Below are 19,187 nucleotides of genomic sequence, written 5' to 3' on the forward strand. Positions count from 1 at the left end.
GACACTGAGTGCTAATCCGAAGACCACTCAGGTCCTGAAAGGACGACACATTTATGTCGAAGATGATCGCCTTTGATGAAGAGGCTCGTCGCGGTCTCGAGCGTGGCCTGAACACGCTCGCTGACACCGTCAAGGTGACCCTCGGCCCGCGCGGCCGCAACGTTGTGCTCGAGAAGAAGTGGGGCGCCCCCACCATCACGAACGATGGAGTCTCGATCGCAAAGGAAATCGAGCTTGAGGACCCGTACGAGAAGATCGGTGCGGAGCTCGTCAAGGAGGTCGCGAAGAAGACTGATGACGTCGCCGGTGACGGTACGACCACCGCGACCGTGCTCGCTCAGGCCCTCGTGAAGGAAGGCCTGCGCAACGTTGCTGCCGGCGCCGACCCCATCTCGGTCAAGCGCGGCATCGACAAGGCCGTTGAGGCCGTCACGAAGCACCTGCTCGACTCGGCCGTCGAGGTCTCGAGCAAGGGCCACATCGCCGCAACCGCGTCGATCTCGGCCGCTGACCCGCACATCGGTCAGCTCATCGCCGAGGCGATCGACAAGGTCGGCCGCGAGGGCGTCGTGACCGTCGAAGAGTCGAACACCTTCGAGACCACCCTTGAGCTCACCGAGGGTATGCGCTTCGACAAGGGCTACCTGTCGCAGTACTTCGTCACCGACACCGACCGCCAGGAAGCGGTGTTCGAGGACCCCTACATCCTCATCGTCAACAGCAAGATCTCGAACGTGAAGGACCTCCTTCCCGTCGTTGACAAGGTGATGCAGGCTGGCAAGCAGCTGCTCATCATCGCCGAGGACGTCGAGGGCGAAGCCCTTGCCACCCTCGTGCTCAACAAGATCCGTGGCATCTTCAAGTCGGTCGCCGTCAAGGCTCCCGGCTTCGGCGACCGCCGCAAGGCCATGCTGCAGGACATCGCGATCCTCACCGGCGGCCAGGTCATCTCGGAAGAGGTCGGCCTCAAGCTCGAGAACACGAACCTCGACATGCTCGGCCGCGCACGCAAAGTCATCATCTCGAAGGACGAGACCACGATCGTCGAGGGCGCCGGCGAGGCCGCGCAGATCGAGGGTCGCGTCGCGCAGATCAAGCAGGAGATCCAGAACACCGACTCCGACTACGACCGCGAGAAGCTCCAGGAGCGCCTCGCCAAGCTCGCCGGCGGCGTTGCCGTCATCAAGTCGGGCGCGGCCACCGAGGTTGAGCTCAAGGAGCGCAAGCACCGCATTGAGGACGCCGTCCGCAACGCGAAGGCTGCCGTCGAGGAGGGCATCGTCGCCGGTGGTGGCGTTGCGCTCACCCAGTCGGGCGCCGCGATCGACGGCCTCGAGCTGTCGGCCGACGAGGCAACCGGTGCTGCGATCGTGAAGTCGAGCCTCGACGCCGCGCTCAAGCAGATCGCCCTCAACGCTGGCCTCGAGCCGGGCGTGGTGGCAGAGAAGGTCCGCGGCCTCGAGACCGGTCACGGCCTCAACGCTGCGACCGGCGAGTACGTCGACATGATCGCCGAGGGCATCCTCGACCCGGTCAAGGTGACCCGCTCGGCGCTGCAGAACGCCGCATCGATCGCCGGCCTGTTCCTCACCACCGAGGCCGTTGTCGCCGACAAGCCGCAGCCGGCTGGCGCCGCTCCTGCCGGTGACCCCACGGGTGGCATGGACTTCTAGTCCGTAGCGCTAGCTGCTCCCGCGACGGCGGGCGACTCGACCGAGTCGCCCGCCGTCGCTGTCGTTAGACGGTGAACAGGCGGATGACGTCGTTCTCGGTGTTGCCGTAGTGCACGCCCGCCGAGGAGAGCGCCTGGTTGATCTGCTCGATCGAGGTCTCGACCTGTCCCTGGGTCGACTTCCACTGGTCGACGATGCCCTGGAACTGGGCCTGTGCCTGACCCTGCCATGAGCCCTGGAGGCTCGTGAGATGCGTGGTGAGCTGAGTGGCTGCGGTGCGGACCGACTCGATGTCGATCTGCACCGTCGAGACCGCGCTCTGAATAATTTCGCTGTCAACGGTGAACTTGGCCATGTGGGGCTCCCTTCCTGCGGCCCCACACCCTTGGTTCGTGCGAGGCACGGCCCCAAAAGTAGAGCCCGGCGCTGCGTGCGCCGGGCTCTGAGTCATGATTCTGTGGAGGGTTCTTCATCCACAGGTGGCGCCATGAGCAGGGGGAAGCTCAGGCGGAATGTGGCACCGCCGCCCGGCGTCTCCACGACGTCGACCGTGCCCTCGTGGGTCTGCACGATCGCTGACACGATTGCGAGGCCGAGCCCCGTGCCGCCGGTGTCGCGCGTGCGCGAGGTGTCGGCGCGCCAGAACCGCTGGAAGATCTGCGCGCGGCTCTGCTCGGGGATGCCCTCGCCATGGTCGATCACCTCGATGATCGCCCGCTCGCGCGTCACGTCGATCACGACGCCGAGCTCGAGCGGCGTGCCCTCGGGCGTGTAGCGCAGCGCATTGCCGACGATGTTCTGGATCGCCTGTCGAATCTTGTCGCTGTTGCCGTAGATCATCGCGGGCACGTCGTCGTCCGACTCGAACTCGTCGGCGGCCTCGAGCGGTACGCCCGCGGGCGCGTCTGCGGCGTCGGCAGGCTCGGCCGAGACAGCGGGGGTGGAGCGTCGCCGCAGGCCGAGAACGCGCGCCAGGCGGCCGCGGGTGGTGTCCTTCGCGGGCTCCGGTGCGTCGGTGTCAGGCTCGGGCTCGGCGGGGGCCTCCGTCTCGACCGGCAGATCGGTGAACGCCGTCTCCTCTGGTCGGTAGGGGTGATCCTCGTCGGCGACGAGCACGGTCGGATGCACGCGGATGGTGCGGTCGGGCGCCTGCGCGCGGGTGTCCATCGCCGCATCCTCGACGAGCGGCTCGAGGTCGAGCACATCCTTCGCCATCTCGCGGTTCTCGTCGAGCCGGGCGAGCTGCAGGAGGTCCTCCACGAGGCCGCCCATGCGCTTCGCCTCGCCCTCGATGCGGTCCATGGCCTGGCCCACCTTGGTGGGCTCGTCGAGCGCGCCCATGCGGTAGAGCTCGGCGTAGCCGCGCACCGTCACAAGCGGCGTGCGCAACTCGTGGGACGCATCGCCGACGAATCGGCGCATCTGACTGATTGTTCTATCTCGCTCGATCAGCGCCGAGTCGATCTGCCCCAGCATCGAGTTGAGTGAGCGTGAGAGCCTGCCGACCTCGGTGTTCGGGGTGGCCTCGGGCAGGCGCTGGTCGTAGTCACCGGCGGCGAAGTTCATGGCGGTCGACTCGACCTTGCGCAGTGGGCGCAGCGTCGCCGAGACGAGCATGCGCGTGAGCACGGCGGCGAAGATGAGCACCGAAAGGCCGAAGCCAAAGAAGATTGCGAGGAAGCTCGCCATTGTCGCGTTCACGCTCGACATCGGCATCGCGACGATGAGCGTGCCGAACACCTGGTTCGAGTTGTACTGGTCCTCGGGCACCACGACCGCGCGCCAGGGCGCCCCGAGCCCATCCTTGAGCTCGTAGATGGCGAAGCCGGCCCCGCTATTGCTGTCGAACTTCAGCTCCATGGTCGACAGGTCGGGGGCCACCGAACGCGGCTGCCACTCCCAGTTGTCGACCATGACCTGGTCCGAGTCGTCGACGACCGCGACGTAGTACGGCTGCGGCGCCGTGCGGATGTTCTCGAAGCCGAACTCGCCCGTGCTCGCGTCGCCGCCGAGCACGAGCGTCGGATCGGCCGCGATCGAACGCAGGCTCGCGTCGAGCTGCCCCACGAGCGTGGGTCGCAGCAGCAACGTGGTGCCGCTGCCCGCAATCACGAGAGAGAGGGCAAGCAGCACCACGTTGACGATCGTGAGCTGGTTTCGGAGGGAAAACTGATCCCACCGCGAGGGGCCGGAGGTCAAACGCGTTACGCCTTGACCCCGGGAACCTTGAGCATGTAGCCGAAGCCACGCTTCGTCTGGATCAGCGATTCGGACGTGTGCGCGTCGAGCTTGCGGCGCAGGTACGAGATGTAGGACTCGACGATGCCCGCGTCACCGTTGAAGTCGTACTCCCACACGTGGTCGAGGATCTGCGACTTCGACAGCACTCGGTTCGGGTTGAGCATGAGGTAGCGCAGCAGCTTGAACTCGGTGGGGGAGAGATCCACCGGCTCGTCGTTGATGAACACCTCGTGCGTGTCCTGGTCCATCGTGAGGTCGCCGACACGAATGACGGCCTCCTCCTCGGTGTGCATCGTGCGGCGCAGGATCGCCTTGATGCGGGCGACGATCTCGTCGAGGCTGAACGGCTTCGTGACGTAGTCGTCGCCGCCCGAGTTGAGGCCCTCGATCTTGTCGTCGGTGTCGTCCTTCGCCGTGAGGAAGAGGATCGGCGACACGTACCCCGAGGCCCGCAGGCGCTTGGTCACGGCGAAACCGGACATGTCGGGCAGCATGACGTCGAGCACGATCAGGTCGGGCTCCTCGTCAATGACGGCCGCGATCGCGCCCGCGCCGTTGCCCACCGTGCGCACCATGAACCCTGCGAAGCGAAGGCTCGTCGAGAGCAGCTCGCGAATGTTCGGCTCGTCGTCTACCACCAGGATCTTTGGTCCACCATCAGTCATGCAGCTATTTTGGCGCGAGCTTGCTGAATGCCGTCTGATGCGCGGTTATGCGGAAGTTATGTGTCGATATCGTTGAGCACATGGCTCGTTACCTGCACGGACACGCACCCTCGGTGCTCGCGTCCCACACCGTTCGCACCGCCGAGAATTCGTGCGGTCATCTCCTGCCACATTTGCGCGAGGGGATGCGCGTGCTCGACGTCGGCTGCGGGCCAGCGACGATCACGCTCGACCTCGCCGAGCTGGTCGGGCCGAGCGGGCAGGTGACGGGCCTCGAGCTGCTCGAGGAGACGCTCGAGCTGGGGCGCGCCGAGGCCGCACGCCGGGGCGACGAGCGCACCCGCTTCGAGGCCGGCGACGTCATGGCGCTGCCCTACGCCGACGGCAGCTTCGACGTCGTGCACGCCCACCAGGTGCTCCAGCACCTCACCGACCCGGTCGCAGCGCTACGCGAGATGTGGCGCGTGCTCGCGCCGGGCGGGGTGCTCGCGGTGCGCGACGCCGACTATGCCGAGATGTCCTGGCACCCGCAGCCGCGTGAGCTCGACCGGTGGCGCGAGCTCTACCTGGCGATCGCGCGCGCGAACGAGGCGACGCCGGATGCGGCGCGTCACCTGCGCGCGTGGGCGCGGGCCGCGGGGCTCGAGAACATCGAGCTCGGTGCCTCGACCTGGGCCTACGCCGATGAGGAGACCTGCTCGTGGTGGGGCAACCTCTGGCAGAAGCGGGCGCTCACGTCACGCTTCACCGAGGAGGTGCTCGAACGCGAGCTCGCGAGCCAGCAGGAACTCGAGGAGATCTCGAGCGCCTGGCAGGCCTGGGGGAGCGACGCCGACGCCATGTTCATCATGACGCACGGCGAGCTCCTCGCCTTCCGGCCGACGGTTTAGCGGGCGTGCGGCCTAGCGCTTCGGCGACCAGCCGAGCGCGGGGCCGATGCGCGTCGCGAGCTGCTCGAGCATCTGCTTCCAGTCGGCCAGCTCCATCTCGAACGGCAGCTCGAACAGTAGATCGTCGGCCGCCTGAATCGCGGCGTCGTTCGCAACAAACTCGAGGATCTCGTCGAGCGAGCCGAGCACATCCTTCGCGATGATTGTGTTGCGGCCGACGATGCCCTCGGTGCGCGGGTTGCGGCCCTCGGCGTACGCGCGGTACTTCTCGACCTGCGCATCCGTCGCCCCGTCGGTGGGCACGATGACGCGAGCCACCGTGACGCGCGAGCCGCCGGCCGCGCGGTAGGTGTCGATCTGCTTGCGCTGCGCCTCCGAGAAGTTGGTGATGCCGTTCTCCGACGACGAGATGTTGCTCACGAGCCAGTTGAGGCCTGATTCGCCGGCCCACGTGGCCGACTTGAGCGAGCCGCCGCCATACCAGAGGCGCTCGGCGAGGCCCTCGGCGTGCGGCTCGACGCGCTCGGAGTCGAAGTCGCCGCCGAAGCCCGAGTACGCCTCGAGCTCGCGCACTCGCTCGCCGCGCAACAGTGAGCGTAGCCGCTCGATGCGGCCGTAGCCGTAGTCCTCCTCGCGCCAGCCGGAGTCGAAGACGAGGTCGTTCGTCGCCTCCTCGTAGCGCGGAGGATGCACGCTCAGGCCGGGCAGCACACGGCCGCCCGTGAGGACATCCGCCGTCGCGAGGTCTTCCGCGAGCCGGAACGGGTTCTCGAACTCGACCGGAATCACGGCGTTGCCGAGCTGGAGGTGGGAGGTCTCGCGCGCGAGGGCGCCGAAGAGCACCGCGGGTGAAGGCACGCCGTACTGCATGTGCCGCGTGCGCAGCCAGCCCGAGTCGAGCCCGAGCTCGTCGGCGAAGCGGAACAGCTCGATTGCATCCTCGAAACCGGCGCGCGGGGCGTCGCGTTCGAAGGGAACGAGGTGGATGAATCCGAGGTGGGTGAACGCCATGATGCTCCTAGCTTGCGGGGATTTCGTCCGCGTCGAGGATGGAGTAGGAGTACCCCTGCTCGGCGAGGAAGCGCTGTCGGTTCTGCGCGAAGTCTTGGTCAACAGTGTCGCGCGCCACGACGGTATAGAACGACGCGGTGACGCCGGATGACGACGGGCGCAGCAGGCGGCCGAGGCGCTGCGCCTCCTCCTGCCGCGAGCCGTACGACCCCGAGATCTGAATCGCGACCGAGGCATCCGGCAGGTCGACCGAGAAGTTCGCGACCTTCGACACGACGAGGATCGGCTCGGCGCCCGAGCGGAACGCGTTGAATAGTTCCTCGCGCTCGGCAACCGGGGTCTGGCCGGTCACCTTCGGCGCCTGGAGCTCCTCGGCGATCGCGTCGAGCTGGTCGAGGTACTGGCCAATGATGAGGATGCGCTCGCCCGCGTGCTTGTGCACGAGCCGGCGCGCGACGTCGTGCTTCACCTCGGCGCTTGCGGCGATGCGATAGCGGTCTTCGTCGCTCGCACCGGCGTACTCCATGCGGGCCTCATACGGCAGGTCGACGCGCACCTCAAAGCACTCGGCGGGCGAGATGTAGCCCTGCGCCTCGATCTCTTTCCAGGGCGCGTCGAAACGCTTCGGCCCGATGAGCGAGAACACGTCACCCTCGCGGCCGTCCTCGCGCACGAGTGTCGCGGTGAGGCCGAGGCGTCGGCGCGCCTGCAGCTCGGCCGTGAGCTTGAAGACGGGGGCGGGGAGGAGGTGCACCTCGTCGTAGACGATGAGGCCCCAGTCGAGCGCGTTGAGCAGCGACAGGTGGGCGTACTGGCCCTTCCGCTTCGCGGTGAGGATCTGATAGGTCGCGATCGTGACCGGCTTGACCTCCTTCACCTCGCCCGAGTACTCGCCGATTTCTTCCTCGGTGAGCGAGGTGCGGGCGAGCAGCTCGCTGCGCCACTGGCGCGCCGAGACGGTGTTCGTCACGAGGATCAGGGTGTTTGTGTCGGCCGCGGCCATCGCGCCGGCGCCGACGATCGTCTTGCCCGCGCCACAGGGCAGCACGACGACGCCCGAGCCGCCGGTGAAGAAGTGGTCGACGGCGTCGCGCTGGTAGTCGCGCAGGCTCCAGCCGTCCTCGTTGAGGTCGATTTCGTGCGGAGTGCCCGGCGTGTAGCCTGCGAGGTCTTCGGCTGGCCAGCCGAGCTTCACGAGCTGCTGCTTCAGCTCGCCGCGCGCCCAGTCGTCGACCCGCATGACGCCGGGCGCGAGCTCACCATGGAGCATCGGCGCGATCTTCTTGTTCGACGAGACCTGCCGCAGCACCGACTCGTCGGTGCTGCGCAGCACGAGCCCGCCGTCCTCATCGCGGTCGACCGTGAGGCGGCCGTAGCGGTTCACGGTCTCGCGCAGGTCGATCGCGACGGCATCGGGCACCGGAAACTTTGCGTAACGATTCAGCGTGCCGAGCATCTCGTCGGCGTCGTGGCCGGCCGCCCGCGCATTCCAGAGGCCGAGCCGCGTGATGCGGTAGGTGTGGATGTGCTCGGGCGCCCGCTCGAGCTCGGCGAACACCGCGAGCTCGTGACGGGCCGCATCCGCGTCGGGGTGCGCCACTTCGAGCAGCACCGTGCGGTCGCTTTGAACGATGAGAGGTCCGTCAGCCATAACCTGCAAGTTTAGTCGCGTCCGGCGACCCGGGTGCCCTCGACCGCGACGATCGCCCGCAGTGGAACCGTGCGCTCGACCTCGGCCTCGGTGTCACGGGCCCGCAGCCGCTGCTCGGTGACCGAAATCGGCACCACTTCGAGCTGCGCGGTGCGGTCGCCCCCGAGGGCAATCTCGAGCCGGAGCTCGGCCCGGTCGCGCCGCGCGAGCTCGAGGCGGCGGCGCAGCCAGGTCGCCTCGTCGTCGCGCTCGGGCTCGGCCGCGGTGTGCTCGGCGAGGGCGGCGGCTGCGGCGCGGAGGGTCGCGCTCGGCTCGGGCCGGTAGGCGGGTGCCGTGACCGGGTCGACGCCGCGGCGAAGTTCGCCGTCGAGGTCCTCGAGCGCCGCGGGGTAGCGGGCCTCGATGAGCGTGAGTAGCGTCGTCTCGGGGCTCGCAGCGGAGGCGAGTTCGGCCTCGGTTGGGCGCAGCGCGAGCGAGCTCAGGGCGGTGTCGATCCGCAGAGTGTCGAGCAGCTCCGGCGATTCGGCGCGCACCCGCGAGCTGATGCGGCCGAGGTCGTCGACATGTGCGCGCACGCGCACCCGGCCGAAGCGCTCGGCGCTCGACTCGAGCAGGTAGGCGACGGGCTGTGGGATGCCCGTGAGCGAGAGCTGCTCGAGCTGCCCTCGGATGCCGGCCAGCGTCTCGCCGGAGAGCAGGGCCCGCTCGATCGACGCCTGCGTCAGGCGGAACTGGCTCGCGAGGGCGCGGTGCTCGAGATCGGCGACGCCGCGCAGGGCGGCATCGTCGGCCGCGCTGAGCGGGCCTGGAGCGATGATGGTCTGGTCGGGCTGCACGTAGACGCCGCGCACCGGCGGCGTGAGCTCGCCCGCGAGCAGTTCGCTCGCCTCGTCGCCGCGCCCGTCGAGCACGAGCGCGCCGAGCCGCGTGAGCGTGCCACGCGCGGCGTCGGCGAGGCCGAGCGCAACCGCCGGATGCTCGGGGTCGCGCAGCCAGGCGGCCTCGCGCACCTCGTCGAGCGTGAGCTCGGCCAGCCAGGCCTCGGCGAGGATGCGCCAACGCTGCTGGATCGGCTGCGCGGCGAGGCCGCGACCGGCCTCGGTGGGCGCCCAAATATCGCTGGCTGGTGCCATGAGTTCTGCGTGGGCGAGCCAGGCGAACACGGCCGAGACGACCTCGACGGGCCGCTCGAGCTCGCCGGCGAGGCGTCGCAGTTCGATCGCGCTGAGCCGAACGCCGGTGCGCGCGTGCTGCACGGCGCGGCGCCGCGCATCCAGCTGCCAGAGCGCGTCGAGCGCGAGCTGTGCGCCCTCCTGGGCCCGGTCGCTGCCGCTCGGCGCGTCGTCGGCGAGCGAGGCCGCGTACTCGGGCACCTCGGGCAGCATGCGCTCGAGTTCGGCCCGCGCGTGCGGCAGCAGCTCGATGGCATCGCCGCGCACCGCGAGCTGTAGCCGGGCGGCGGCCTCGAGCGCAGCGTCACTCCCGAGGCGAAGGCCGCGCAGCAGACGCCAGTGCAGGCGGCGCAGTCCCGAGGCGACGTTCACGTCGTCGCTGAGCCACTCTGCGAGGTCGATCGGGTCGGTGAGCCCGCGCGTCGGCACGCGCCGCGCGCGCAGCAAACGGACAAACCCCGACTCATCAAGCTGTCGGAGCGCAGCGAGAATTCGTAGCGAGTCGGGGACTGGAGTCACTTGTACCTGCGGTTCGCGATGATGCGCCAGACGATCACCGCGGTGACGCCGATGAGCGCGATCGGGAACCCCCACCAGGCGACGAGCAACGCCACGGGCCAGAACCACGTCGCGTCAGTTGCGAAATCGACGCCCACGAGCGGGGCGATGAGCACGGCGAGCAGGCAGATAACCGCCACGATCGCGAGTGTCGCGGTGGCATTGGCGAGCACACGCTCGCCTCGACCCACCGGAGCCTGGTTCTGGGACTTGGTCACCGAACAAGCCTAAGCCACCGCGGGCGTCGGTAGAATGAGGGTTCGTTCGATTCGACGCAGCCGCGACCGCGCTGCACAAGGAGATGTGCCATGCCAACGGGCAAGGTCAAGTTTTATGACGCCGACAAGGGCTTTGGGTTCGTGCAGGGCGACGACGGTCAGGAAGTCTTCCTGCACGCCACCGCGCTGCCCGCCGAGGTGACGCAGCTGCGCGCCGGCACCAAGCTCGAGTACGGCATCGCTGACGGCCGTCGCGGCCCGCAGGCGCTGTCGGTGCGCGTCGTGGAGGCTCCCGCTTCGGTGACGCGCATGAAGCGCAAGTCGGCCGACGACATGGCGGTCGTGGTCGAAGACCTCATTAAGGTGCTCGACCGCTCGGCCGGCCAGCTGCGTCACGGCAAGTACCCCGAGGGTGCCACCGGCGCCAAGATTGCGGCGATGTTGCGCCGCGTTGCGGATGACTTCGATGCCTGAGCCGCTGACGCAGCTCGCGCTCGTCGCGCTCGGTGAGGTCGCCCCCGCCGAGCAGATTGGCGAGCTCGTTTCGACGAGCGAGCCCAACGAGGAGGGCGTGCGCACGCTCCGCTTCGCCTCGGATGTTCCGGGGCACCCCGACTGGTTCTGGACCGTCTGGACGACGCAGGTCGAGGACGACGAACCGACCGTGCTCGAGTGCGATCTGCTGCCCGGCGAGGATGCCCTGCTCGCGCCCGCATGGATTCCGTGGGCCGAGCGCCTGGCCGAGTTCCGCGCGACCCACGACCGCAACGGCAAGCTCGTGGACGAGGATGACGAACTCGACGACGAGGGCGAAGCGCCCGAAGTCGAGGAAGCCGAAGCCGAGTCGGACGCGCCCCGCAGCACGCGCGGCAAGTCCTCGACGCGCACGCAACGTCGCACGCGCCGCCGGCGCCGCCGCCGGAGCTCCTAGCTAGAGGCGCTCGGCGACGTAGTCGATCGCGGCCGCGAGGCGCTCGACGTCGGAGGTTGGTACGGAGGCGAAGGTGCCGACCCGCAGCTGGTTGCGGCCGAGCTTGCGGTACGGGTCGATGTCGACGACGCCGTTTTCGCGCAGGATCGTGCGCAACTGCGCACTGTCGACCTCGGGCACGAGATCGAGCGTCGCGACGACCTGCGAGCGGTACTCGGGCTGCTGCACGAACGGGGTGACCCAGTCGCGCTCGCCTGCCCAGGCGTACAGGTAGTCACTCGAGGCCTTCGTGCGTGCCGAAACGGCGGGCAGGCCGCCGAGCTCGAGCATCCACCGCAGCTGCGAGTCGAGCAGCGAGAGCGTCGCGACCGCGGGCGTGTTGAGCGTCTGCTCCTTGCGCGAGTTCGCGACGGCCTGCGTGAGACTCAGCGATTCGGGGATGTAGCGGCCGGATGCGGCGACGCGCTCGATGCGCTCGAGGGCCGCGGGGCTCAACAGCGCGAACCAGAGGCCGCCGTCACTGCCAAAGTTCTTCTGCGGGGCGAAGTAGTAGACGTCCCACTCGCTCGGCGTGGCCTCGGTGCCGCCGGCCGAGCTTGTCGCGTCGACCATCGTCAGCGCGCCGGCGACGTCGACTCGCTTCGGCGTGACCATGGCACCCGTCGAGGTCTCGTTGTGCGGGGTGGCGTAGAGGTCGATGCCCTCGGCCGCCTCGAGGAGCGCGACCTCGCCGCCCGGCGCCTGTCGAACATCCGGCGCCTGCAACCACGGCGCGGCCGCGGCCTTGGCGAACTTGCCGCCGAACTCGCCGAACGACGCGACCTGTGCGCGCGTTTCGATCAGCCCGAATGCCGCCGCGTCCCAAAATGCCGTCGAACCGCCGTTACCGAGTACGACCTCGTAGCCGTCGGGCAGGGCGTAGAGCTCGGCGAGCTGTGCCCGCACCGATGCCACCAACTGCTTCACCGGCGCCTGGCGGTGCGAGGTGCCGAGCACGTCACGACCGCGGGCCACGAGTTCGTCGAGCTGCGCTTCGCGGATCCTCGAGGGGCCCGAGCCGAACCGGCCGTCAGCGGGCAGAAGATCGACGGGGATGCGAATGTCAGTCATGACAATAAGAATACGTCCGGCGTGCGCCTGCGCATTGCATTCGGGCGGAGCCGATATATTTGGATAACGTGCCTGGCGAACAGCGGAAGGGGGTGCATGGTGTCGAACCTGGTGGACACAACGGAGATGTACCTCCGAACGATTCTTGACCTCGAAGAAGAGGACATCACTCCGCTGCGTGCCCGAATTTCCGAGCGACTCGGACACTCGGGGCCGACGGTGTCGCAGACGATTGCGCGCATGGAGCGCGATGGCCTCGTTGAGGTAGCCCCAGACCGACGACTCGTGCTGACCACGACGGGTCGGGAAAAAGCGATTCGGGTGCTGCGCAAGCACCGCATCGCCGAGTCGTTGCTGGCGAACGTGATCGGCCTCGACCTCGCCATCGTGCACGATGAGGCCTGCCGCTGGGAGCACGTCATGAGCGACGAGGCCGAAGAGCGCATCTACAAGCTGCTCGGGGAACCGACCGAATCGCCGTACGGCACACCGATCCCCTCGGAGGTCGACTGCGGGCTGCAGCCCGACGTGGAGTTTTTTCGCGGCGTCGCGTCGCTCGACCAGGCCGAGATCTCTTCGGGCGATGTCGCCGAGGTGCGCCGCCTGGGCGAGCCGCTGCAGGCCGATCTCGAGTCGATGCGGATGTTCCGGGAACAGGGCGTGCTGCCTGGCAGTCGCGTCGTGGTCGAGTACCTCGGCGATGACATTCGGCTCTCGCCGGTGGGCGGGTCGACGAAGGTCGACGTGCCAATTCAGCTCGCCCGGCACGTGTACATCACGGCCGAGTAGACGCGCCGTTATAATTAAAAAGTGGGTCTGACCAGGGAAACGTTATCTAAAGTATCCGAATTCGTTACATTACCGTGACATTTTCGTGATCTTTCGTTACCGTTGGTATATCGACGAACGCAGCCGCGTTCACGATGTACCGGGGCACCGCGAACCCGCCCCCTCGGTACTTCTCACCTAGATCTCGGTGGGCGGGGGAGCATCCGCGGTGCGGAGGGTCGAAACCTTGCAGAACACCACCCCCACTGGCGCACTTACTCGTCGGGAAGCCCGCGAGATCGAGCGCCGCACCGGCGTCCGGCCCCTCGCGTCGACGACTGCCTCCCCGTGCCCCACCACCTCGAACGTCTGGGACACCGGTCGCATCGACCGCAACGAAATGGCCGCGCTGCTCTCGGTGATTCCTACCGAGCTCGCTGCCGAAGCTGAGGCCGCCGCCGCGACGAGCGGCGAAGGCCGTGGCCTCACGGTTCGCGCCGAGCGCCCCGCCGCGCTCGTGGCCCGGGGCCGTCGCCGCACCGCCGGCGGATTCGCCGCCGCCGCATCCATCACCGCGCTTGCCGCGGTCGGCCTCACCTCGGTCGTTGGCCAGGGTGCCGTTGTGGCCGACAGCTCGAACCACGAGGCTGACCTGCTCGCCCGCGTCGGCGCAAACGAGGCGCTCAAGCAGTCCGACGGCATCGTGAAGTCGGACGAAGCGAGCGACGCTGAGAAGGATGCAACCGCTGAGACCAGCAAGCCGGCCGCCGAGTCGAGCGAGCTGACCGAGATCGAGTCGTTCGACGCCGCCTCGGTGTCGTCCGCTGCTGCGGCCACCGAGGTTGAGGAGCCCGAGGTCGAGGTCACCGAGGTGAGCGCCGAAGGGTCCACCGAGACCGCGACCGACGACACCACGGCCGCCGCCGACTCGAGCGCCACCGCATCTGCGAGCACCTCGGGCAGCTCGATCATGTCGATCGCCGAGCAGTACCTGGGCACTCCCTATGTCTGGGGTGGCACTACGCCGTCGGGCTTCGACTGTGCCGGCTACGTCGCGTGGGTGCTCAACGAGGCTGGCTACAGCGCCACGACCTCGATCGCGCAGCTCGCGTCGATGGGCACTGTGACGACCGACCCGCAGCCGGGCGACCTCGTGATCTACGACGGTCACATCGGCTTCTATGCCGGCCCGAACTCGATGCTGCACGCTCCGTACGCAGGCGATGTCGTCCGCTACGGCACCATTGACTGGGGCTCGCACTACTTCGTGCACCTCGGTTAAATCGGACTCCGTGACAAATCTCGTTATCTTTTTGTGAGATTTCCGTCACATGGGCGTGACATTCCCGTGATCTTTCGTTACGCTCATTTTTGTCGACGAACACGACCGTGTTCAGGTCATACCGAGGCACCGCAAACCCGCCCCCTCGGTACACTCACCAAAGTCTCGGTGGGCGGGGAAATATCCGCGGTGCGGAGGGTCGAAATTGGACAACACCACTCAGAATGGCGCAACGCTCACCCGCCGTCAGGCACGTGAGATCGAGCGTCGTACCGGCGTCCGTCCCGTAGCAAACGCCGAGCCCGGCTCGTCGTTCCACCGCGAGGACACCGGTCGCATCGAGCGCAACGAGATGACCGCGCTCATCTCGGTGCTCCCGACCGAACTCATTACGCAGCTCAGCGAGCCGGCCGCCGAGGCCGAGGCACCCCGCGGCCTCACGGTCCGCGCCGCCCGCCCGGCCGCGCTCATCGCGCAGCGTCGTCGTCGTACCGCGGGTGGCTTCGCCGCCGCGGCCTCGGTGACCGCACTCGCCGCCGTCGGCCTCACCACTGTCGCCGGTCAGGGCGCCGTTGTTGCCGACACGCAGCACCAGGCCGACCTGCTCTCGGCCGTCAACTCGCAGGTGACCGGCGCGACCGCCGACGCCGCGAGCCAGGCCGCCGAAGACGAGAAGGCCGAAGAGGCCGCCGCGCAGGAGCAGGCCGCTCCCGCCGCCGAGTCGACCGAGGCAACCGAGATCGAGTCGTTCGACACCGCAACCGTCGCCTCGGCGGCCGTCGCCGTGCCGACCGAAGAGCCCGAAGAGACCACGACTGCTGCCGACACGAGCAGCTCGTCGTCGACCGAGGCTTCGTCGTCCGACAGCACCGGCAGCAGCAGCTCGGCCTCGACCCCGGCTCCGGCCCCGGCGACCGGCAACGTGCAGCAGGTCATGCTCAGCTACCTCCAGTCGATGCTCGGCTCGTACGGCATGGACTGCACCGACTACGTGCAGAACGCGCTTGCCGCGGCTGGCCTCACGACCGCTCGCCTCGACGGCGGCTACGACTACGGTGTGGGCGACTTCACGCAGTTCGGCACCCAGATCGACCCGAGCCAGGCGCAGGCCGGCGACATCATGATCAAGTACGGCTACCACGTCTCGGTGTACGCCGGTGGTGGCCAGGCGTACCACGGTGGCTGGAACGGTGCGGCGGACGACAACGTCCTCACCTCGTACCAGGCCGACCCGTACTTCTACGACGTCATCATTCGCGTCAACGGCTAGTACCGGTTTCGCATGCGGGCGGGCAGCACTCTTCGAGTGGTGTCCGCCCGTTTGCGTTTCCGCCCCAGCACGCCGGCGAGGTGTCGAATGCGTGAACTCTGCGTGACGAGCTCGCGCGTCGCCGCGGCAAAATCGGCTACTCCCGCGAGTGGGGCAGTAGCATCTTCCACAGATCACCCCGGTGACTCGAGTCCGAAAGGAGCAGTCATGACCTTGCAACGTCGTCAGGTCAGGCCGCAGGCGTGCGCCTGCTCCGGTTTCGAGCGCCATTTCCACCATGGAATAGTCGCGCCTGCGTCCAGTGATGGCACTGCCCTGTGGCAGTGCCATTTTTTGTCTGCATTCCAGGAGCAAACATGCGCACACTCGTTTTGAACGCCGGGTACGAACCGATCGCCGTGGTCTCAGACCGCCGCGCACTCGTGCTGGTGCTTGGCGGTAAAGCCGCCATGCTCGAGGCCGACGACACCGTGCCGCTCCGCTCCACGAACGAGGAGTTCTCGCGGCCTCGGGTGATCCTGCTCAAGCGCTACGTGCGCATCCCCATGGCGCGCCGCATGCCAGTGTCGCGCAAGGGCGTGCTGCGTCGCGACGACAACAGCTGCGCCTACTGCGGCCGCTTCGCGAACACGATCGACCACGTGCAGCCCCGCTCGCGCGGTGGACGCGACTCGTGGGAGAACCTCGTGGCGTGCTGCCTGCGCTGCAACAACGTCAAGGGCGACCGCACACCCGAGGAGATGGGCTGGCAACTGCTGCGCCGCCCTGCGGCCCCGGTCAGCCACGGCTGGCACGTGCGCGGCGTCGACCGGGAGTCCTCAGAGGAGTGGGCGCCGTACCTCGCGGCCTAGCTAGCGGTCGCGGTGGCGCGCGCCGTGGGGGAGTGACTCCGCGGTCGCGCGCTCGATGAGCTCAACGTCGCGGGCAGCCGCGCGGAAGTCTTCCATGCGCGCTTCGAGCTGGGCGCGAAGCTTGACGAGCACGACCTGCTCGGCCTGCGGCCCGAACAGGGGGATTCGGTGGCGAAAGGCCACCTTCCACGTGACGCGCGTGCCGCCGTTCGTCGGAGTGAAGTGCCAACCCTCGCCGTAGCTCTCGAGCCACCACGGGCCCTTGATGAGCCTGGTGCTCGAGAGCTGCCCGGGCAACCAGAGGTCGTACTCCTGAATGAGTCGCAGGCCGTCATCGAGGCGCACGAACACCTGCGTGCCCTCGCCGAGTGCCTCCGCATCCCGCAGCAAGAGCTGCTTGACGACCCGCGTGTCCCACGCCGTGCGGTCGGGGCCGAGCGTGTGCGCGAGCGCGAACGCTTCCTCGGGGATGAGTGGAACGGTGGCCGTGACCTCGTACGACTGCGACATGCTTCCAGTCTACGAACTGGTCTGCAGCGGCCACCCCTCGGAGGGCTGGATCACGACAAATCCCTGCCCATGGAACGCGAGCTGGAACGCCTCGCCGCTGCCGCGACCGATGAGCGAGCCCATCTTGAAGTCGTTTTTCAGCGTGGGCTGGAGGTTGGCCGACCAGGCGACGGTGGCCTGCGGGTCGGTGTACACGGGGCCCTGACTCGCGTCGAGCACGAAGGGCGTGCCGTCTGAAGTCAGCGCGACGGTGCCCGTGCCACCAATCTCGAGGTTGAAGAGGCCGCCAGCAAGCAGCCCGGCGTTGCCGAGCATCCGCGGTTCGTACTGGAGGGTGTCGTCGAAGGCGAGGAGGTGGTCGGTGTTGAGGGTGATGCCCTCGTTCTCGAGCTCCATCATGAAGACCTGCTGGGCGCGATTCGCGAACCACGCCTCGCCCTGGCCAGTCACGTGCATGAGTCCCTTGCCCTCGCCCGTGAACTGCTTCTTGAAGAACTGACCAACCGACTTTGAGCCCTGGTGCGCGAAGTCGAGCCCGCCACGGTAGGCGACCATGACGCCCTTGCGCGCGATCACGCCGGGGCCGAAGCCAGTACGGAGGAGCCTGCTGCTCTCGAGCACCCAGCGGTCGGTCGACGGGTCGCGAAAGTTGTCCTTGTCAAAGATGGGGCTGCGCATGGTGCGTTCCTTTCGTCTTGCTGCAAGTTATACACGCGTTGACCAGGCGCGCTCACTGCTTGCCCGCCGGTGCACCCCTTGCGGCGGAGGCGGATTACTCCAGGGGGCGGACATAGGCTGGCCGAACACCATCAACGTCGATGAAACGAGGGTCCATGTTCTCCACTGCTGACGAACTCATTGCCGCGCTGCAGCCCGCAAGCGGCGGTCGAGACGTTATTGATCCGAGCACCGGTGAAGCATTCACGCAGGTGCCCGTCGCCACGCCCGAGGACCTCGATGCGGCGGTCGACCGCGCCGAGGCCGCGCAGAAGTCGTGGGCAAAGTTGTCGCACGCAGAGCGCAGCGACTACCTGAATAAGGCGGCGGATGCGATTGAAGCGTCGAGCGAGGCCCTCGCGGTGCTCCTGTCGCGCGAGCAGGGCAAGCCGCTCAACGGCCCGAACGCCCGCTTCGAGGTTGGCGCCTGCGTCAGCTGGCTGCGCGCGAATGCCGCGTTTGAGCTCGAGCCCGAGGTGCTCGTCGAGGACGACACCCAGCGCGCCGAGCTCCACTACGACCCGATCGGCGTCGTCGCCGCGATCAACCCGTGGAACTGGCCGATGATGATCGCCATCTGGCAGTTCGCGCCCTCGCTGCGGATGGGCAACACGGTCGTCTCGAAGCCGGCCAGCTCGACCACCCTCTCGGTGCTCGCGCTCGCGAAGGTCATGAACGAGGCGCTGCCCGAAGACGTGCTCATCGTCGTGCCAGCGAACAGCAAGGTCGGTGCGGCGCTCACGCGCCACCCGAAGATCGGCAAGGTCATGTTTACGGGCTCGACCGAGGTCGGCCGCATCATCGCGCGCGACGCCGCCGAGAACATCGCCCGCGTCACCCTCGAACTCGGCGGCAACGACGCGGGCATCGTGCTGCCCGACGTCGACGCCAAGGCGATCGCGGAGGATCTCTTCTGGGGCGCGTTCATCAACACCGGCCAGACCTGCGCGGCGCTGAAGCGCCTTTACGTTCCGGCCGAGATCTACGACGACGTCGTCGAGGCGCTCGTTGAGGTCGCGAAGAACATGCCGATGGGTAACGGCCTCGACGAGCAGAACGTGCTCGGCCCGCTGCAGAATCAGGGCCAGTACGAGGTGGTCGACCGCCTCGTGAACGCAGCCCGCGACGGCGGCGCGACGATCAACGTCGGCGGCGACCCGGATGCCTCGGCACCCGGCTTCTTCTACCCGACCACGATCGTGTCGAACATCAGCAACGACAATCCGCTCGTGGCCGAGGAGCAGTTCGGCCCCGCCCTGCCGATCATCAAGTACGACTCGCTCGACCAGGCGATCGAGTGGGCGAACAGCCTCGAGGTCGGCCTCGGGTCGAGCGTGTGGAGCTCCGACACGGCCAAGGCCGTCGAGGTCGCCCGCCAGCTCGAGGCCGGCACCACGTGGATCAACGCGCACGGCGCCATCGACCCGCGCATCCCGTTCGGCGGCGCGAAGGCGTCGGGCTACGGCCTCGAGTTCGGCACTGCCGGCCTCAAGGCGCTCGGCCAGCCGCACGTGATCACCATCCCCAAGGCGTAATCGCGCTGAAGAAGATCGCGGCCCCACTCGCATGAGTGGGGCCGCGATCGTGTTTCGTGCCCTCGGCGGGAATCGAACCCGCGCACACCCTTTAGGAGAGGGACGCTCTATCCACTGAGCTACGAAGGCGCAGT

General features: G+C 67.9%; 19 protein-coding genes and 1 tRNA gene. 9 read left to right on the plus strand and 11 right to left on the minus strand.

What is annotated here, in order from left to right:
- The first annotated feature begins 53 nt into the window (after window positions 1-53).
- A complete protein-coding gene (gene groL / locus M3M28_RS03605; protein WP_249387475.1) occupies window positions 54-1,673 on the plus strand; it encodes a chaperonin GroEL in 1,620 nt (539 codons plus the stop codon).
- A 64-nt stretch (window positions 1,674-1,737) separates the two neighbouring features.
- Here groL and M3M28_RS03610 read toward each other — a convergent pair whose 3' ends face one another.
- The 3 genes from M3M28_RS03610 to M3M28_RS03620 all read right to left on the minus strand — a co-directional run bounded on the left by M3M28_RS03610 (window position 1,738) and on the right by M3M28_RS03620 (window position 4,579).
- Window positions 1,738-2,028: a WXG100 family type VII secretion target gene (locus M3M28_RS03610; protein ID WP_249387476.1), complete on the minus strand. Its 291-nt coding sequence runs from the start codon at window positions 2,026-2,028 to the stop codon at window positions 1,738-1,740.
- 92 nt (window positions 2,029-2,120) lie between these two features.
- A complete protein-coding gene (locus M3M28_RS03615) occupies window positions 2,121-3,809 on the minus strand; it encodes a sensor histidine kinase (protein WP_249387477.1) in 1,689 nt (562 codons plus the stop codon).
- 68 nt (window positions 3,810-3,877) lie between these two features.
- Window positions 3,878-4,579, minus strand: a complete 702-nt coding sequence (locus M3M28_RS03620) for a response regulator transcription factor (RefSeq protein ID WP_019618916.1) — start codon at window positions 4,577-4,579, stop codon at window positions 3,878-3,880.
- 80 nt (window positions 4,580-4,659) lie between these two features.
- On the opposite strand from M3M28_RS03620, the gene M3M28_RS03625 reads away from it, so the two are divergent.
- Window positions 4,660-5,469: a methyltransferase domain-containing protein gene (locus M3M28_RS03625; RefSeq protein ID WP_249387478.1), complete on the plus strand. Its 810-nt coding sequence runs from the start codon at window positions 4,660-4,662 to the stop codon at window positions 5,467-5,469.
- A gap of 12 nt (window positions 5,470-5,481) precedes the next feature.
- Here the strand turns inward: M3M28_RS03625 and M3M28_RS03630 are convergent, their stop codons facing one another.
- From M3M28_RS03630 to M3M28_RS03645, 4 genes are all read right to left on the minus strand, one after another.
- Window positions 5,482-6,480, minus strand: a complete 999-nt coding sequence (locus M3M28_RS03630) for an LLM class flavin-dependent oxidoreductase (RefSeq protein WP_249387479.1) — start codon at window positions 6,478-6,480, stop codon at window positions 5,482-5,484.
- A 7-nt stretch (window positions 6,481-6,487) separates the two neighbouring features.
- Window positions 6,488-8,131 carry a DNA repair helicase XPB gene (locus tag M3M28_RS03635; protein WP_249387480.1) on the minus strand — a complete coding sequence of 548 codons (1,644 nt, stop codon included), beginning with the start codon at window positions 8,129-8,131 and terminating at the stop codon, window positions 6,488-6,490.
- An 11-nt stretch (window positions 8,132-8,142) separates the two neighbouring features.
- Window positions 8,143-9,750: a helicase-associated domain-containing protein gene (locus tag M3M28_RS03640; RefSeq protein WP_249387481.1), complete on the minus strand. Its 1,608-nt coding sequence runs from the start codon at window positions 9,748-9,750 to the stop codon at window positions 8,143-8,145.
- 68 nt (window positions 9,751-9,818) lie between these two features.
- Window positions 9,819-10,079, minus strand: coding sequence for a hypothetical protein (locus M3M28_RS03645; RefSeq protein ID WP_249387482.1), 261 nt, complete (start codon window positions 10,077-10,079; stop codon window positions 9,819-9,821).
- A 90-nt stretch (window positions 10,080-10,169) separates the two neighbouring features.
- On the opposite strand from M3M28_RS03645, the gene M3M28_RS03650 reads away from it, so the two are divergent.
- Window positions 10,170-10,553, plus strand: a complete 384-nt coding sequence (locus M3M28_RS03650) for a cold-shock protein (protein ID WP_249387483.1) — start codon at window positions 10,170-10,172, stop codon at window positions 10,551-10,553.
- A complete protein-coding gene (locus M3M28_RS03655) occupies window positions 10,546-11,010 on the plus strand; it encodes a DUF3027 domain-containing protein (RefSeq protein ID WP_249387484.1) in 465 nt (154 codons plus the stop codon). The genes M3M28_RS03650 and M3M28_RS03655 overlap by 8 nt, the downstream gene beginning before the upstream one ends.
- Here M3M28_RS03655 and serC read toward each other — a convergent pair whose 3' ends face one another.
- The gene (gene serC / locus M3M28_RS03660) at window positions 11,011-12,120 is read right to left on the minus strand and encodes a phosphoserine transaminase (protein WP_249387485.1); all 1,110 of its coding nucleotides are present in this window, start codon (window positions 12,118-12,120) and stop codon (window positions 11,011-11,013) included.
- Window positions 12,121-12,219: 99 nt separating this feature from the next.
- Here serC and M3M28_RS03665 point away from each other — a divergent pair, with 99 nt between their 5' ends.
- From M3M28_RS03665 to M3M28_RS03680, 4 genes are all read left to right on the plus strand, one after another.
- On the plus strand, window positions 12,220-12,909 hold the full coding sequence (locus tag M3M28_RS03665; RefSeq protein ID WP_249387979.1) for a metal-dependent transcriptional regulator: 690 nt from the start codon (window positions 12,220-12,222) through the stop codon (window positions 12,907-12,909).
- 226 nt (window positions 12,910-13,135) lie between these two features.
- Window positions 13,136-14,170 (plus strand): C40 family peptidase, encoded by a 1,035-nt coding sequence (locus tag M3M28_RS03670; RefSeq protein ID WP_249387486.1) that lies wholly within the window; start codon window positions 13,136-13,138, stop codon window positions 14,168-14,170.
- A 205-nt stretch (window positions 14,171-14,375) separates the two neighbouring features.
- Entirely contained in the window at window positions 14,376-15,440 is a 1,065-nt protein-coding gene (locus M3M28_RS03675; protein WP_249387487.1) for an NlpC/P60 family protein, read from the plus strand.
- 356 nt (window positions 15,441-15,796) lie between these two features.
- Window positions 15,797-16,291 carry an HNH endonuclease gene (locus M3M28_RS03680; protein ID WP_249387488.1) on the plus strand — a complete coding sequence of 165 codons (495 nt, stop codon included), beginning with the start codon at window positions 15,797-15,799 and terminating at the stop codon, window positions 16,289-16,291.
- Here the strand turns inward: M3M28_RS03680 and M3M28_RS03685 are convergent, their stop codons facing one another.
- Window positions 16,292-16,801 carry an SRPBCC family protein gene (locus M3M28_RS03685; protein ID WP_249387489.1) on the minus strand — a complete coding sequence of 170 codons (510 nt, stop codon included), beginning with the start codon at window positions 16,799-16,801 and terminating at the stop codon, window positions 16,292-16,294.
- Between the two features lie 9 nt (window positions 16,802-16,810).
- The gene (locus M3M28_RS03690) at window positions 16,811-17,479 is read right to left on the minus strand and encodes an AIM24 family protein (RefSeq protein ID WP_249387490.1); all 669 of its coding nucleotides are present in this window, start codon (window positions 17,477-17,479) and stop codon (window positions 16,811-16,813) included.
- 155 nt (window positions 17,480-17,634) lie between these two features.
- Here M3M28_RS03690 and M3M28_RS03695 point away from each other — a divergent pair, with 155 nt between their 5' ends.
- On the plus strand, window positions 17,635-19,053 hold the full coding sequence (locus tag M3M28_RS03695) for an aldehyde dehydrogenase family protein (protein WP_249387491.1): 1,419 nt from the start codon (window positions 17,635-17,637) through the stop codon (window positions 19,051-19,053).
- 57 nt (window positions 19,054-19,110) lie between these two features.
- Here M3M28_RS03695 and M3M28_RS03700 read toward each other — a convergent pair.
- Window positions 19,111-19,182: transfer RNA gene (locus tag M3M28_RS03700), tRNA-Arg, on the minus strand.
- Window positions 19,183-19,187 lie beyond the last annotated feature (5 nt).

The organism is Gulosibacter sediminis, assembly GCF_023370115.1.
GTDB lineage: Bacteria > Actinomycetota > Actinomycetes > Actinomycetales > Microbacteriaceae > Gulosibacter > Gulosibacter sediminis_A.

Excerpts from the sequence above, each read along its gene's own strand:
- groL (WP_249387475.1), top strand. The coding sequence starts at position 54 with ATGTCGAAGATGATCGCCTTTGATGAAGAGGCTCGTCGCGGTCTCGAG.
- M3M28_RS03610 (WP_249387476.1), bottom strand. The coding sequence starts at position 2,028 with ATGGCCAAGTTCACCGTTGACAGCGAAATTATTCAGAGCGCGGTCTCG.
- M3M28_RS03620 (WP_019618916.1), bottom strand. The coding sequence starts at position 4,579 with ATGACTGATGGTGGACCAAAGATCCTGGTGGTAGACGACGAGCCGAAC.
- M3M28_RS03625 (WP_249387478.1), top strand. The coding sequence starts at position 4,660 with ATGGCTCGTTACCTGCACGGACACGCACCCTCGGTGCTCGCGTCCCAC.
- M3M28_RS03630 (WP_249387479.1), bottom strand. The coding sequence starts at position 6,480 with ATGGCGTTCACCCACCTCGGATTCATCCACCTCGTTCCCTTCGAACGC.
- M3M28_RS03635 (WP_249387480.1), bottom strand. The coding sequence starts at position 8,131 with ATGGCTGACGGACCTCTCATCGTTCAAAGCGACCGCACGGTGCTGCTC.
- M3M28_RS03650 (WP_249387483.1), top strand. The coding sequence starts at position 10,170 with ATGCCAACGGGCAAGGTCAAGTTTTATGACGCCGACAAGGGCTTTGGG.
- M3M28_RS03655 (WP_249387484.1), top strand. The coding sequence starts at position 10,546 with ATGCCTGAGCCGCTGACGCAGCTCGCGCTCGTCGCGCTCGGTGAGGTC.
- serC (WP_249387485.1), bottom strand. The coding sequence starts at position 12,120 with ATGACTGACATTCGCATCCCCGTCGATCTTCTGCCCGCTGACGGCCGG.
- M3M28_RS03680 (WP_249387488.1), top strand. The coding sequence starts at position 15,797 with ATGCGCACACTCGTTTTGAACGCCGGGTACGAACCGATCGCCGTGGTC.
- M3M28_RS03685 (WP_249387489.1), bottom strand. The coding sequence starts at position 16,801 with ATGTCGCAGTCGTACGAGGTCACGGCCACCGTTCCACTCATCCCCGAG.
- M3M28_RS03690 (WP_249387490.1), bottom strand. The coding sequence starts at position 17,479 with ATGCGCAGCCCCATCTTTGACAAGGACAACTTTCGCGACCCGTCGACC.
- M3M28_RS03695 (WP_249387491.1), top strand. The coding sequence starts at position 17,635 with ATGTTCTCCACTGCTGACGAACTCATTGCCGCGCTGCAGCCCGCAAGC.